The sequence below is a fragment of the Methylobacterium sp. E-046 genome (assembly GCF_022829625.1).
In the GTDB taxonomy this organism is placed as follows: Bacteria; Pseudomonadota; Alphaproteobacteria; order Rhizobiales; family Beijerinckiaceae; genus Methylobacterium; species Methylobacterium longum.
In genome coordinates, this window is record NZ_JAKSYP010000225.1 from 1 (window position 1) to 14675 (window position 14675).

The window sequence follows — 14675 nt, forward strand, 5'->3', positions numbered from 1 at the left end:
TACCTGCCGATCGGCTCGATGCACCGCCTGGCCAATCCCGGAAAGATCCCGCTCGAGCTGATCGAGGTCCAGGTCGGATCCTACACCGGCGAGGACGACATCATCCGCGTCGAGGATATCTACGGACGCTGACACCAGAACTCGTCTCGAACACAGGGAACGGGTGGGACGACCGTCGTTCGTTGCGTGATATCGGATCGGTTTTCGTTCATCATGTCGAGTATTTGTGCATATTCGGGGAATATTGATACGAATGTTGAAGCTGAAACCTGCGGAACAAAATAACCGGCGCGAAAGAATGCAAATGACAACAGAGACAAAAAGCTCGCGCGTGCCTACCATTCTTCACAACACGGCTCCCAGCAAGGAGCTGACTTGGGAAGAGCAGGTTCTGTTCCGCCGGAACGGCAAGATACTCAAGGGCTGGGGCTACATGCTGTGGACCGACCCTGAACTCGACGAGCTGATGGAAGAAGACTTCAGCGATCTTTTCGGAAAATATATCAAAATCAAGAGCGGGATTATCAAATCAGATATCGGACGCTACGCGGCCTTGCATAAGTATGGCGGCGTATATGCCGATACGGATTACAAGTTCCTGAAATACCCGTCCGAGTTGCTGGAATCCGCATGCACGCTCCCGACAGAGCAGGGTGAGCCGCCACGAGCGGGCCATACCTCCGCCGATCCCTCGTTCCGACTGGGGAATGCATGCCTCGCGAGCGCGCCGCAACATCCGTTCTGGCTGGACTTCATGACCAGCATCTTGGACAACAACACTCTGACCGATCTTCATGAAAAAAACCCCATCATGACGACCGGACCAGCAGCGATGACAGAATTTTTGTTGCGCAACCTCGGTCGATACAACGACCTCTGCATTCCGGGGAGAGTCAAATATCTTCCGGACCTCACTTGGTCGCGGATGGGGATCGCGAAATCCCGGGAATCGGTCGGCATTCACATGTGCTGGGGTTCGTGGCGCAACCGGCAATTGCTCCACCGCCTGAGAACGGTCGCACGACGCAAGCTGACATGCCTGATCTGAGCATCGATCCGGCGATGACCCGGATGGGACGGGCGCTCGGCAAGACGGCGTCCGGCCGGTAAGCGCGCGGTCCGTTCGCCGCTGAACGTCGGGATCCAGAATGCCATGGCCCCCCCTGCGTTCAGGGGGGCGGCCCTTAGTTCCGCATCGAGCCGCAGCTCCGACGCGACTGAAAGGGTCCGCATCCGCGGATTGACGTGATGCGGACCACCGTCTCGGTCGTGTCGTCCTGCACCGCCGTTGTCGCCGGCTCCCGCAGGGGAAGCCTCAGCGGGCATCCTCCCAGACCTGCACGTAGTCGAAGACCGCGTCCGCGTAGCCGGATGCGGGCACATCGACGCCGCTGTCGGTATGGATGGCGTTGTCGAGGAGAACGAAGAATTTCCCGACACTTTTCGGTCGCGGCAGGGTGAGGCGCTGAACCTCCTTCCGATCGAAATACATGATGACGTCCGTATCGGTGATCTGCACACCGTAGGTGTGGAAGTCGGTCGTCAGATCCGTGTTTGTGTCTGTCCAGACGAGCTTACCCGGTTCGGAAGGACGTCCCGTTTTTCCGGGCCAATAGATGGCGCCCGAACTGAACTTGGATATCGCGTCGCCGTAGAATTCGAAGGCGTCGATTTCGACGCCCCCGGCATCCGTGGCGGTCGTCGGTTCGGTATCCCCGGCAAGCATCCAGAACCCGATCCAGGAACCCTTGTTCTTCGGAAATTTGGCGCGCGTCTCGATATACCCCTTCCGGATCGCGCTCGGCGACGGCTTGCGCGGGAAGGCGGTGCTCACTTGACCGCTGTACCAAGTCCGGCCCCAGTTCTCGGGATCCTTGTACTTTGGATCATGGTGGGCCCGGAGCGTCAGCGTCCCGTCCTTCACGATGTAAACGCTCGTGAACCCGGTCTCATGGGAGGTCACGAAGTGCGCGCCTCCCCATTGTCCGCCGTCGGGCTTGGGGCCGGGAAACCAACGCGTCAGGTCCAGGCTGTCCCCGTTGAAAGTCTCGTCGAACACGAGCTTCATCGAGTCGGTGACGAAGCCGGATGGGCTGGTCGTCCGGGCTGTCGCCTTCGCGGAAGCGGCGGGCGGGGGCGCACCTCCCTTGTCGTTCTGAGCCACCGCGGCGCCGCAGGCAGCCCCACCGAGGGCGCAGACGAGAGAGGCAGCGCAGAGCGCGGCAGCCATCCTTTTAGGCACATCGACAATCATTCTACCTGCAACTCCGATTGGCCATGACGGTCTGGATACGAGGACTGAGCGCATTGTATCACAGTGCGAGCTTCAGACGTCGCCGCTCGGGGCGAACGAGTCACCCTTCGGCGAGGCGCCACACGAGGATGCGTTTCCCGCCTGCCCCGGCATCGCGGCGCTCCAGGTCGCAGGTGTCGACGGGAATCTAGGTCGGACAGCGGCGCACGACGCCCCCGATGAGCCGTTCCGGTCGTCTGCGTGAAAATCGGCGTCCCCTCCGTCGATCACGCGGCGTGGCTTTCCCGACCCGTCGGAGTCGGGTATCACTGCAGCCCGTCCGGCTGACTTGTCACTCAGCCACAAGCAGAGTCGTTGCGCCTCGCTGAGATGGTATGACCTGACCAATCTTTCAGCCGCGCGGTACTCAGAAAAACCTCAGGTCTATATACCGTGCGTTTGAAGCCAAGGTCCAAAGCTCGCGTCAGTTGCGGCCCCCATGTGTCGCCTCGTCGCAAGTTGGGGGGTCGCTCGTGAGCTCAGTCGCGTCCGAGACCAAGATCGCCCAGCCGGCGGCGGAAGCGACCGGAACAACCCGGCCGCTCAGCGTCTTCGTGCATCTGGCCGCCGACAAGGATGCCGTGGCTTGGCGGGAGGCGTGGCGGTCCCGCACGCTGGTCGGCGTCAACGAGGAGACGCCCTACGGCTATGGCCGCGCCACCGGCATGGGGTGCACGGTCGAGTTTTCCCGCACGTCACCCGAGAGCTTCGCGGTGAAGATCATCCGCCTCGGCCTGCGGGTGCTCACCGGATTCGACGTGATCCACGCCCTCAGGCAACGCCCTGCTCTGCTGGATGCGGACGTGGTCTGGACGCACACCGAATCCCAGTACCTCGCTGTGGCGGCCGTCCTGTCTTGGTCCCGACGTCGTCCGAAGCTGCTCGGCCAGAGCGTCTGGCTGTTCGACCGTTGGAAGACGCTCACGCCGCTCCACCGGCTGCTCTATCGCCGGCTCATCCGCCACGTGGACGTCCTGACGGTCCATTCCTCGGTCAATCTCGCAGTCGCCCAGGCCCTCTTCCCGGATAAGCGCGTCGTGCTGGTCCCGTTCGGCATTCCGTCGGAGCAGGTGACGTCGCCCGTCGCACGGACCGGCAGACCCCTTCGCATCCTCTCCGTCGGAAACGATCGCCATCGCGACTGGACGTGCCTGGTGGAAGCCCTTGACGGCTTGTCCGACGCTGTCTGCGTCATCCTCTCGGGCACTGCGCCGCATGCGCTGACCAAGGGACGGCCGAATCTTCAGATCATGCAGGCCCGGACGAACAGCGAGTTTTTCGCGCGCCTCGCCGAGGCCGACGTGGTCTGCGTGCCCCTGAAGGCGAACGGGCATGCCAGCGGCATCACGGTGATCCAAGAGGCCGTCCTCGCTGGGGTGCCCGTCATCGCCACCGCCACCGGAGGTCTCGAGGTCTATTTCGGGGCGGACGCGGTACGCTACGTACCGCCGGGGGATCCCCAGGCCCTCCGCGACGCGCTGCAGGACATCGCCAGGGATCCTGCGAACGCCCAGGCCCGCGCCGTCCGGGCGCAGCAGCACATGGCGGATGCGGGGATCGGCGCCCAGTCCTTTATCCGCCAACACGTTGAACTGAGCCACGAGATGCTCGGGCAACAGGTGCCGAAATCCCTCGGCGCCTCTGCCGAGGGCCAGAGCGATCCCCGCCCAACCTCGAAACCGTGAGCGACCGCCGCCGCACGTCGCCCGATCTTCAGGATTGGGCGCTGGGTGGCATCGGCGACGAGTAGCTGCTGCCCGAGGCGGCACTACGGCTGGAACGGCGGCCCCTCCGGGGAAGAGGATCGTTCAGCACGACGCCCAGCACCCGGCTGTTGGCCGAGCGCAGGGCGCGGACGCCCTCCGAGAGTTGATTGAGCTTGGTGCGGTTCAGAGCTGCGACGAGCACCACGCCGGAGAGCATGCTTCCGATCGCCTGGGCGTCCGACGAGGCTTCGAGAGGGGGCAGATCGAGGACGAGATCGCGCGGGCCGTTGTACTGCGTCAGGGCGGTGCGCATCGCCTGCGTTCCGAGAAAGGCATTGGGGTCGGCCGCGCGGCCGGCAGCCACCGCGGGCACGAAGCTCAGCGAGTCCGTGATCTTTACCTCGGGCAACCGCGCGTCGGTCGAGGTCGACAGGATGAACTGGTCGAGACCGACCGCGCTGTCGGGAGCGAAGCGACGGGTCAGGTCCGGCTTCTGCAGGCTGGCATCGACCAGCACCACGCGGCTGTTCGAGGCGGCGAGCAGGCCGGCAAGGTTCGCGCTCAGGGCACTGCAGCCCTCTCCCTCCCGGCACGACACCACGCCGATGGCGACCTGATGGTTCTTCACCCGCGCGGCGAACAGGACCGTGCGCAGGAGACGCATGGATTGTGCGAAATCCGACCCCGGCTGGTCGAGGGCGGTCGTGTCCTTCAAGCGCCCGGAGCGCAGGCGGGGAACGGCGACGAGGCAGTCGACACCGAGGACGCGCCGGATCTGCGCCGGCGAGCGCACGGTCTTGTCGAAATTGTTCCTGATCGCGATGAAGGCGACGCCGGTGACGAAGCCGAAGACGATCCCGAACAGCAGGTTCAGCTTCGTCTGCGGGTAGGCGGCGGCCAACGGCCGGAGCGCCGCGCCAACGATACGGGCGTCGGAATCGGGAAACTGGAAATCGGTGATGACGCCGGTAGCGACGGCCTCGTCGGCCGCCTTCTTCTCTGCTTGGACGAGCGTGATCCGCCCCTGCAGGAACTCGGTTCCGCGCTGTTCCGAGATGGCGTGGACCAGCACCTGATCGCGGATATAGGCTGCGGCGATCGAGTTCGTGATACGGGCGGTCGCCTCCGGCTTGAGGCCTCGGAACGACACCTCGATGACGTAGGACTGGCCGAGGCGGCGGACCTGAACCCGGTCGGAGAAGTTCTGGAACGCGATCTCGCGGGCTTGGCTCGCCAGTTCCTCCCGCGTGGGGGGCGTCTCCGAGGAAGGCCGCAGCAGACCCGCCATGGCTACGATCCGACTGATCAGTCCCGGCTCGCCCGGAGCGAAGGCCGGGTCGGCGTCGAGATTCAGCGTGTCGAACACGTAGCTCAGGTTGCGCACCGAGCGGATGATCTGGAGCTGGCTCTCGGCCTGGGCGCTGTCCAAGATCGGGGCGACAGCGGCCGCCGCATCGGCGCCGGCGGGTAGCCGGGCACGAGGCTCGAGCACGATCTGTGCGGACGCGACGTATTCTGGTGTCGCGCGGAGGGTGTAGGCGAGACTGGCAGCGAAGCAGATCAGGAGCCACAGGACGAGCTTGATGCCCTGCCGTCGCACCGCGGCGATCAGATCCGCGATCCAGGTGGCGCCGGGATCGTCGTCCGCATAGCGCATGTCGATATGCTCCAGACCCGGGAGCACATCCTGGTGGGGATCGTCCGCTCGGATGGCGGAGGGGGTGTAGTTCATAGGGAGGCAGCCCGTTCCGGAGTCAGGCGCAGGCGCAGGAGGTCGAGCGCCGCGATCAGGTTGCCGAGGAGCCGGCCGCGCCGATCTACATAGGGTTCCGGACGGGCCGATTTGACGAGATTGGTCATAACGTTGCGGCCGATCTGCTCGATCGCCTGCCGCGTCGTCATGGTGCTCTTCCGATGCAGATAGACTGGGTTCATCACCTGAGAATAGCCTATCTTGCGCCCGGATACGCGCCCCCCCTTCGTGCCGAGGTGGACACCGTAGGCCTTGCCGATCTTTACACGTCGGCCGCCCCGCTGGGCGACGAGGGCTCCGAAGTCCCGATCCTCCAGCCAGCCGTAGAGGACCAGCCTCTCGTCGAAGCGAAGCCCCGCGATCGCCGTCCGTCGGAAGGCCATGTTGCAGCCGTACGGGCTTTCATTCTCCTCGATCCGCCGATTGCCGGATGGATCATGCGCAGCGATCCGCGCGAGCGCATCCTCCGGGGACAAGCCCGGCCCGAGAATGCCGTCGGCGATCACGTAGCCCGTGATGCACGCGATATCCGGCTCGCTGGTGAAGACCTCCGTCACCGTTTCGAGCCAGCGCGGGTCCGGATAGAAGTCGTCGTCGAAGAACACCACGTAGTCGGTGTCCGACGGCATGGCCTCAAGGATGGCGTTGCGCTGGCGTGCCAGTCCGGGTTCTCGGTAGATCAAGGTGATGGACGGATCCGCGGCGACGTCCCCGACATCCCGCGGCTCCGTGCAGCAGACCATGATCGCGTGCGGCGAGAGGGTCTGGGCAGCTAAATTGGCGAGCATCGCCGCGAGCTGACCTGGTCGACCACGCGTCGCGATCCCGACGCAGACTCGCGCGGCACGAGCCTCTGTTTCCTCAGGATATTGGGCAATCATCATCTAATTCTGCATCTTTCAGGCCGCAGGCGCAAATTCAAAAGCAAGCTATGGACAATACTATGAAGCGATCACAGAACGTCGCTCCGCCCTGCCCTGGCGCCAGCGGAGCCCGCTCGACAGGAATCGCGGCGCGGTGAGACGAAGGTTGGCTACCTTGAGCGTCCTGACGCCACGGTCGAGGCGTCTGCAGGAAGCGAACTGACGTCGTCCGTGACTGGGCCGATCGGGCGGAGGTCGCGTGTTTCGACGGCTGCGAGTGCCAGTGCCTTTCTGCGGATGAACGCGAACCGTACGACGTCCGCGATCAGGCACGAGATCATCCCTCGTCAGGGCGGATCCGCCGGCGTGGCCCTGCAGCCCCGACGCGGCTTGATCGTCGAGATTCCTGTTGATCACGTAGGCTGCCCCGGGCGGAGCGCGATCCCGGCGGTCGGCGGATGATTCCGCTCCGCTCGTACGGTCGCGGACGACAGAGCCAGAGGGTCGAACCTCGGACCGTTCACGCCCGACCGTCCGCGGTGACTGACGCCGGACGGAAGGCAGGACCGGAGACGGGCGTATGGGAGGCGGCGATCAGCCCGAGAACCGAGGCGACACCGACGCCGATGTCGGGAATGGTGGCCACGACGAGGTACATCGACAGCGTCGGCAGCAGGCTGAGTTTCAGCGCCGTGGCGAAGACGGCAAGCTCCTTCGAGGCTCGCCTCGGCATCGTCAGCAGTTGCTGGGCGATGAAGCCGAACATCAGCATCGCGCCGAACAGGCCGGTGCTCCCGAGGATCGACACGGCCCAGTTCGAGACGCGGATGGAGCCGAGGCCGGCCCCCATGCCACCGGTGTCGAGGAAGGCGTGCCAGCCGATCCTGGTCCACATCGTGCGCTCGGCATAGGAGGCCGATTTGGTCTTCTCAAAGATCAGGCCGTCGACCATCGCGTAGACGGGATCGAGCAGGTTCGGCTTCAGGACGATCCCCGTGAACGTCACGAAGGCGGCCAGGAAAATCGCGGCGAACTCCCAGTTGAGCTGATCCCGCCGCGCATTGCGTGCATCGAACACCCGATAGAGGAAGTCGACGCCGTAAACGAACACGAGAACGATGAGGCCCACGACGCCGGTGGAGGAGGTCGAGAGGATGGTCATCGCGCCCAGCAGCGCGATGGCCACGAGCACGAGGATCTGCTCGAGGCCCTTCTCGTAGGAGGACCGGAGGAACACCAGGGATCCCATCAGGCCGACGCAGGCGGTCCCGAAGGTCGAGGCTTCCGGCATCAGCCCGACCACGCGCTTGGAGCCTTCGGCCTCGACATCGACCAGGAACGAGTAGGTTGCGGTGCGGAACGGCTCCAGGACCGCCCCGATATGGAGGACGTAGGTGATGAGGTCGACGAGCCCGGTGATGACGAGAACGTAGGCGGCCCAGAGGAGTGCCCGCCGGTAGTGGATCCGCACCAGCGCCGACTGGCCGATCATGGAGAAGGTCAGCGCCGTCCCGTAGGACAGCATGATGTAGCAGGATTGCGTGAAATTGCCGGAGGCCGGGCGCAGGATGTCGGTGCCGGAGATCGGCGCCGAGATCGGCACGACCTCGAACAGCCCCAGGAACGCGCGCGGCAGGACCAACGCTCCGAAGACCGCGTATCCCACGAACGCCGAGAACAGGATCATGCGCTGCGGGTCGAGCGCGGATTCGAGGCCGCGCACGATGTTGCCGCGATGGATCAGCGCCTTGCAGACGAACAGGGCGGCGCAGGCTGATTGCGGCAGCAGGTTCACGCCGCCGCTGAACGGCAGCATCTGCAGGCTGCCGAAAGCCCCCGTGATCATTAGCAGATAGAGGAGGCCGGGACCGCGCGAGACGGCCGCGGCAATCATCAGGACCCACAAGACGGCGGCGGGCCAGCTCATGAGCGCCTCAGAAGTCGTTCACGGGACCGCCCAGGGTCTGGGCGGTCTCGGCGCTCATCCCGGGCACCGAGCCTTTCGCGGCGTCCGAGAGGTGCGGCTGGACCCGGACGACGTCGCCCGGCTGAAGCAGGTCGTTCTCGTCAGCCTGGATCTGTTCCGACTTGCCGTCCCGGCGGCGCAGGATCGTGTATTCCGGCTTGGTATAGGCCTCGGCGTTAGCCACCACCGTCGCGGGAGAGCGGATCTCGGCTTGGTAGAGAAGGTTCCTGGCGGCCTCGAGCTTGGCCGACGTCTCGTTCAACCGGATCCGGGTCTCGGCCAGTTCCTGAAGCGCCGCGTTCCGGCGCTGGTCCTTCAGATCGAGGATGTCCCGATCAGCCTTCGAGATGTCCTGCCGGGCGCGGATCACCGCGATCTGCGTGTCGAGGCGGTTCGCTTCCAGGGTCGCGATCGTCTGCGAGGTCTCCACCTGCCGGGGCATCGCCGACAGGCCCCTGTTCACGAGGCCCGTGACGCGGGCGAGCTCGGTCTTCATGATCTCCAGCTGCTCGGCCGTCGTGGAATCCTTGGTCGCGAGCGAGGCGATCTGTTCCGTCAGGAAGTCCTTGTTCTGCTTGAGATTGGCGATCTGCGCGGTGAGCGAGGTCCGGCGCGTGTCGAGGGCGAGGCGCTCCTCCCGCAGGATGCGGGCGATCTCCGGAGACTTGGAGCGCGATTCCAGCTCCGCCGGGAAGGTGAGCGGCGCCTCCTTGATCTCGGCGTCGAGGCGGGCTTGGCGGGCGATGAGGGCAACCCTTGTGGCCGCGAGCTGCTTGATCTCGCCCCGAGACTGGACGGCATCCCGCACGAATTGCAGCAGGACGTCGGTCGGCACTCGCTGGATCCCACCCGCCAGACTGACGCCCTGGAGCACAGTGAGGTTCGGCCGGTACTCGTAGCCGCCCGGCTTCTCGACGCTGCCCGTGACGTAGAACGGACGGAACTTCACGATCTGGACGGAGGCATCAGGCTTTGTCGCGAGACCAGCCTTGACCTTCAGGCGCTCGGCGATCTCGGCGGCGATGTCCGAGGTCGTGCGCCCGCTCGCCATGATCTCGCCGACGACAGGCAAAGACACTTGACCGGACGCGCCGACGGTGAAGTCTCCGTTGAAGGCCTGCCACTGGTAGGCTTCGCCCGTTCCCGCCCGAAGGTCGGAAACCTTGACCTGCAATTGGTCCAGCGGTCCCAGGTGATAGGCTTCTTCGGCCGCGGCCACGCTGGCAACGGCCACGAGGGCGACCGTGGCCAGAAGCGGCGCTCGAAGACACGTCCTCATTAGATCCTCATGCCCTCTGAATTGCCACCGCGGCAGGTCCGCGATCCGTATGCCGCACCGGCGCCCCCCGCGAAAGCAGGATAATCAGTAACCCGCTGACCAATCCGAAGCCGCCCATCATCAGGATGAGAGGGCTCATCCTCGGATAGGCGACGCCCAGCGGGCGGATCGCCGGCCCGAGCAGGCGGACATCGGCATCGGCCAGGGCACCCTCGGGGATGACGCCGAGGCGTCCCCCCGTTTCCGCGGCCGCGATCTGCGTCATGAGGTTCGACAGGCGGCTCTCGAGATAGACGCCGCGCCGCTGCTCCCGGGCCAGGACGCCGCGCAGCCGGTATGCCGCGTAGGTCGACGCGATGGCGTTGACGATCTTCGTCGCCTGCTCGGCGGTTTGCGCACGATAGGAGATTTCGATGACGTAGGACAGGCCGAGGCGGCGCGCCCGAACGCGCCTGAGGAAGGCGTTGAACGCCTCGATGGATTCGGAATCCGCCGTGACCAGGCGCTGGAACCGATCGATGCGCGTGCCGATGAAGGCCCACAGACCGTCGGCCCCCCCGAGGATTTCAGGTGAATCGACAAGGTTCTGAACCTGGAAGACCTGATAGAGAAGTCGCTGCGAGCTCAGCACGCGCAGCTCGGTCTCGCATTGATCGCTGTCGATCACGAACTGATAGAAGTGCCGCAGGCTCTCCGGACCGTCGTTCACGATCATGCGGGGCTGCAGAAGGATCTGAGTCGTCGCGATGAAATCGGGCCGGAGCAGCTTGGAATAGATGACGGCCGACGCGACGAAGGCCATCACCCAGATGATGAGAAAGGCCAGCCGCCGGCGCAGATGGCGCGCGGTGTCGGCCACGAAGGTTGTCGCTTCCGCTACGGACCGCTCGCCCGTCCAGATCGACTGGGACGCGGGTCGTTCTACAGCCGAGGATCGCGGCGATTTCATACAGGGTCCCGGCCCGGGGTGTGATGGGTCGAGCCTGAAGCGTTCAGGCTCTCGCGTCTAGGTCTGGCAGATGAACTTGTAGACATGAGGCTGTGCAAAGTCTTCAGCTGTCGAGATCGATTGTCGGCATCTACCAACCGCCGGAGGCAGGCCGCGAACTGCTCGAACGTGTCACAACGGCAGCGTTTGACTTGGCCTCCTCAGCGATACCGCCTTCCCCACACGCGCCGCGAATGACACTCGGCACCTGCCGGAGCCGAACCGTCCCCGCCGGCGATGGTGAGCACCCCGGCATCGATCGCGTTTCGGATTGCTCCGCATCGCCACCGTCAGCCACCGGCCCGAAACGACGGGTCGTCGACCTGACCGAGCACCGGACGACCGACCGATCAGCACCGCCGCCGACATCCGGGGGCGGGGCTGCTCCGCCCGACAGACGGGACGTCGCACCAGCCGCGCCGCCGCACGCCAACCCGATGTGCCGCCGGAGATCACCGGACATGCTCGTCCCGAGGCGCGTCGGCGGCGCGGTCAAGCGGGACCAAGGGCCCCTGCCACGATCGCGCCCGCTTCCCGAATACGTCTCGTCCGAACCACCCTCGGCATCGTCGTCTGGAACCGCGCCGACGCCATCGACCGTCCCGGCATCACGCGACCACCATAGGCCCAAACGGGCACCGAACCTAGGTCCTGGCCGAATGGCTGTGTTGAAACAGGCTGTTCCAGACTACCGAGGCGCAATCTTTGCGGACCTTTGTTTCCTGTCGGTGACACGACACGGCATTTGAAGGTGACCGGTTGTATATGGTACGGGCTTCCGGAACGACGATTGCGCTGAGAAAACGTCCTTTTCTTCGTTCGCACCGGATCGAAGCGCCAAAAATTCCACCCCCCTGTGTGTTCGCGCCCGACGCGCATCGAGTTTCTATATGACCGATTCTTATTTCGCGACAGAGTATAAGACCATATCGAGGGAAGATAAGATTGTCCTTGCACCCCGCCGATTAGACTACCTTGAGTCGCTTCGCGGTCTGGCCGCCTTGTTCGTCTTCCTGCACCACCATTACATGACCGCCCCGATTTTTCTGGACGTGGTGCGCCTGACGCCGTTGCGGTTTTTGATCAACGGTCGTTCCAGCGTCATTTTCTTTTTCGTGCTCAGCGGGTTCGTGATCGTCTACGGGATTGCCAACAGTTCCAGAAAGTTCTCGTATCCCAACTTTGTCCTGCGCCGGATCATCCGCATCTACCTGCCTTACGCAGCATCGGGCCTTATCGCCATCGTCTGCTACTTCATGCTCCATCCGAAACCCTTGTTCGACACGGCGATCACCTTCAACGAGATGTGGAGCGAGCATCTTCGGCTCGGCACCGTCGCCCAATTCCTCCTGCTTGCAGGGACACCCGCCGCCAACACGATCAACAGCGTTGCCTGGAGTCTGGTCTACGAACTCCGCATTTCGCTGCTGCTGCCGCTCCTGTTCCTGCTGGGGATTCGGATTCCCTGGGTACTTTGGCTTTTCGTCGTCGTGGAACTGGTCGCCAATCGGTTCCGACAGGATTCGGTGCCGTTCCACGGTACGGATGTGTTCTCAAGCCTCGACGTCACGGTGCACTTCGTGCTCCCGTTCGTGCTGGGGATCTTCCTCGCCATCCGGTTTTCGCGCGGCGCGATCCCGGACCTCGACGCCACGCCGATCAGAGCCGGCTTCCTGTTATGCGTCGCGCTGATTCTCCTGATGATCTTCCGGGACGAGTCGGCGAGTCTCGGCGCCGCCATCCTGTTGTTTGTCGCCCTTGGATGGAGGAAATTCCAAGATGTCCTGCGCTGGCCGCTCCTGATCAAACTCGGGACGATCAGCTACAGCCTCTATCTCACCCATGCGATCGTGCTTCAGGTGATGGTCAGGGCCTTCCACGGCGCGATCCCCCTGGGCGTCTCGCTCGCGCTCTCCCTCGTCGCCTCCATCGGCGTTGCAATCGTATTCTACCGCTTCGTGGAAAAGCCGACCCACCGGTTATCCCAGTGGGTCGGCCAGCAGGCAGTCCCTAGCCGGAGCGGAAGACCGTCAGGCCGGGCCGAGTAGCTCGATCAGTCCGAATCCCTCGACCAGATAGAACGCCACGGGGCGGCTACCGAACAGGACCGCCGGTCGCGCCTCGACGACCTCAAGGACGTTGAGGTTCTTGGCGTGAAGCGCGTCCAAAGTGCCGGCTAGGTCATCCACCTCGTAGCAGACGTGGTAGATCCCGACGCCCTTCTTCCTCAGCATCGTGCTCAGCGGCCCCCCCGTGCCTGATGGCCAGACGAGTTCGACATCGGGCATCGCGCCGTGGTGCCACATCTCCAAATTGACGTTCTGGAGCGGATCGAAGGCGTTCGCGCCGCGCTGGTAGCCCAGGGCGACGAGATACTCGGACGAGAGCCGGGGATCGTCGGTGGCGACGGCGAAGTGGTGAAACTTCAGGGACTGAAAAGCGGGAGCCGCGCTCCTGTCCGCGCCGCCGGTCGGCATGCCCCCCGGCAGCATCATGCACCTCCCTTGGATGAGATGAGCGCCTGCAGATCGCCGACATTGTTCAGGCTGCTCACCTCCGAGGCCGAGAAGCGCACGCCGAAGGCTTTCGACACTTCCAGCATCAGCCGCACATGGCTTAGGCTGTCCCACTCCGCGATGTCGTCCGCCGTCATGGTCGGCTCAAGTTCGATCGTCGGGTCATCGAACACGTCGCGGAAGACCCGCTGAAGCTTTTCATTCTGTTGCATCGGATATTTCCTATCGCGTCAGGGATGTCTGTTGGGTTGATTCGCATGCACTCGCGTTGATCGCCTTGGCAACATCCTGCCCGATCATGGTCGCGACGCTCGGCTTGGCGTGGACTTCGTCGGAGAAGTTCTCCGGTTTCTGGTACTGGCTGAGGCCCACGAACCGCACCGCATCGTCGCCCGCCAGGGCCGTTTCCAGGGCCGCCAACCGATCCTTGTATTCACGGTTCATCGGCACGGCCGCATCCCACCAGTTCGGCACGGGAAGGTCGACCACGATCACCTTGTTCCGGCCGCGGCTCAGCATCTTGATCGTTTTCGCGAGCAGCTCGAACTGAGCGGGAGCGAGATGCTCCCGGGAGCCGAGCTGCTGCTGCCAGTAGGCTACGGCCGCAGCCCTCTCCGCCTCGGAGACGACGGCCGCCTCACGCTCCGCATCCGTCCGCGAATCGGGGCGTATGAAGAAGAAATTCCGTGCCCGGTAGGTGGCTTCGCGGAAGACCTTCTCGATCAGGGCGAAGGGGCTGACCAAACCGTTGACGACGGATTCGTATTCCGGACCGAAGCGGCTCTCGTAGAAATCGCCCGCCTTCCTGTAGTTCCCATACCGCTGGAACTCGATGTCGAGGTCGCTCTCGTTGTTCTGCCGTCCGGGCCCGTTCCAGCGGGCCTTGCTGTCTCCAAACAATCCGAACCAGAGTCCCAGCACGTATACGTCGGACGTATCCCCGGAAAATTGCCTGTTCTTAACGGCGATCTGTGCGGTCTGATAAAGCTCGGTGATATTTTCGTTACCGATCGACAGGTTGTCGATGGTCGCGCACCGAACCGTGCGGCCGATGACATCTGGCCTGAGCTCAAGGTCGGCGTTCGATGCTCCGAGGATGATCACCCGGCGGCCCTTCTCGCGAAGCGCCGGTTGCATGAACATGAGATACTTGGTCGCCGTGGCGTAGACCGTCGACGGAGCCGTTCGCGTATCCACCGCCCGTGCCTCGGAACCTCGCGGAGCGAGGAAAGCCGCGATCCCGACGACGCCTGCATAAAGCGCCGCCGTGAGCAGGATAACGCGTGACAAGACCCGAATAACGACGATCAT

At 64.0% G+C, this 14675-nt stretch carries 13 protein-coding genes; 4 read left to right on the forward strand and 9 right to left on the reverse strand.

The genetic code is table 11. The features are described 5' to 3' along the window. Both MKK82_RS24100 and MKK82_RS24105 read left to right on the forward strand, forming a co-directional pair. A partial coding sequence (locus MKK82_RS24100; RefSeq protein ID WP_238199363.1) for a hypothetical protein occupies positions 1-132 on the forward strand: 132 nt, incomplete at its 5' end. Positions 133-253: 121 nt separating this feature from the next. Continuing rightward, a complete protein-coding gene (locus tag MKK82_RS24105; protein WP_243987081.1) occupies positions 254-1048 on the forward strand; it encodes a glycosyltransferase family 32 protein in 795 nt (264 codons plus the stop codon). A gap of 267 nt (positions 1049-1315) precedes the next feature. On the opposite strand, the gene MKK82_RS24110 is transcribed toward MKK82_RS24105, so the two are convergent. Beyond that, positions 1316-2254: a family 16 glycosylhydrolase gene (locus MKK82_RS24110; RefSeq protein ID WP_238291779.1), complete on the reverse strand. Its 939-nt coding sequence runs from the start codon at positions 2252-2254 to the stop codon at positions 1316-1318. 512 nt (positions 2255-2766) lie between these two features. Here MKK82_RS24110 and MKK82_RS24115 point away from each other — a divergent pair. After that, complete coding sequence (locus MKK82_RS24115) at positions 2767-3978, forward strand: glycosyltransferase family 4 protein (protein ID WP_238291777.1); 1212 nt, start codon at positions 2767-2769, stop codon at positions 3976-3978. A 28-nt stretch (positions 3979-4006) separates the two neighbouring features. On the opposite strand, the gene MKK82_RS24120 is transcribed toward MKK82_RS24115, so the two are convergent. From MKK82_RS24120 to MKK82_RS24140, 5 genes are all read right to left on the reverse strand, one after another. Then, positions 4007-5731, reverse strand: a complete 1725-nt coding sequence (locus tag MKK82_RS24120) for a tyrosine-protein kinase domain-containing protein (protein ID WP_238291775.1) — start codon at positions 5729-5731, stop codon at positions 4007-4009. Next, on the reverse strand, positions 5728-6636 hold the full coding sequence (locus MKK82_RS24125; RefSeq protein ID WP_313902116.1) for a glycosyltransferase family 2 protein: 909 nt from the start codon (positions 6634-6636) through the stop codon (positions 5728-5730). Before MKK82_RS24125 ends, MKK82_RS24120 begins: the two co-directional genes overlap by 4 nt. Positions 6637-7135: 499 nt before the next feature. Continuing rightward, the gene (locus MKK82_RS24130) at positions 7136-8542 is read right to left on the reverse strand and encodes a hypothetical protein (protein ID WP_238291771.1); all 1407 of its coding nucleotides are present in this window, start codon (positions 8540-8542) and stop codon (positions 7136-7138) included. A gap of 7 nt (positions 8543-8549) precedes the next feature. Beyond that, on the reverse strand, positions 8550-9860 hold the full coding sequence (locus MKK82_RS24135) for a polysaccharide biosynthesis/export family protein (protein ID WP_238291769.1): 1311 nt from the start codon (positions 9858-9860) through the stop codon (positions 8550-8552). A gap of 7 nt (positions 9861-9867) precedes the next feature. Then, entirely contained in the window at positions 9868-10719 is an 852-nt protein-coding gene (locus MKK82_RS24140; protein ID WP_238291767.1) for a Wzz/FepE/Etk N-terminal domain-containing protein, read from the reverse strand. Between the two features lie 1019 nt (positions 10720-11738). On the opposite strand from MKK82_RS24140, the gene MKK82_RS24145 reads away from it, so the two are divergent. Then, the gene (locus tag MKK82_RS24145) at positions 11739-12896 is read left to right on the forward strand and encodes an acyltransferase family protein (RefSeq protein ID WP_238291765.1); all 1158 of its coding nucleotides are present in this window, start codon (positions 11739-11741) and stop codon (positions 12894-12896) included. Here the strand turns inward: MKK82_RS24145 and MKK82_RS24150 are convergent. The 3 genes from MKK82_RS24150 to MKK82_RS24160 are packed head-to-tail and all read right to left on the reverse strand — an operon-like array spanning position 12879 to position 14675. Then, complete coding sequence (locus MKK82_RS24150) at positions 12879-13343, reverse strand: VOC family protein (RefSeq protein ID WP_243987083.1); 465 nt, start codon at positions 13341-13343, stop codon at positions 12879-12881. The genes MKK82_RS24145 and MKK82_RS24150 overlap by 18 nt on opposite strands. Next, positions 13340-13576 carry an acyl carrier protein gene (locus tag MKK82_RS24155; RefSeq protein WP_243987085.1) on the reverse strand — a complete coding sequence of 79 codons (237 nt, stop codon included), beginning with the start codon at positions 13574-13576 and terminating at the stop codon, positions 13340-13342. Before MKK82_RS24155 ends, MKK82_RS24150 begins: the two co-directional genes overlap by 4 nt. 10 nt (positions 13577-13586) lie before the next feature. Then, a complete protein-coding gene (locus MKK82_RS24160) occupies positions 13587-14675 on the reverse strand; it encodes a hypothetical protein (protein ID WP_238291760.1) in 1089 nt (362 codons plus the stop codon).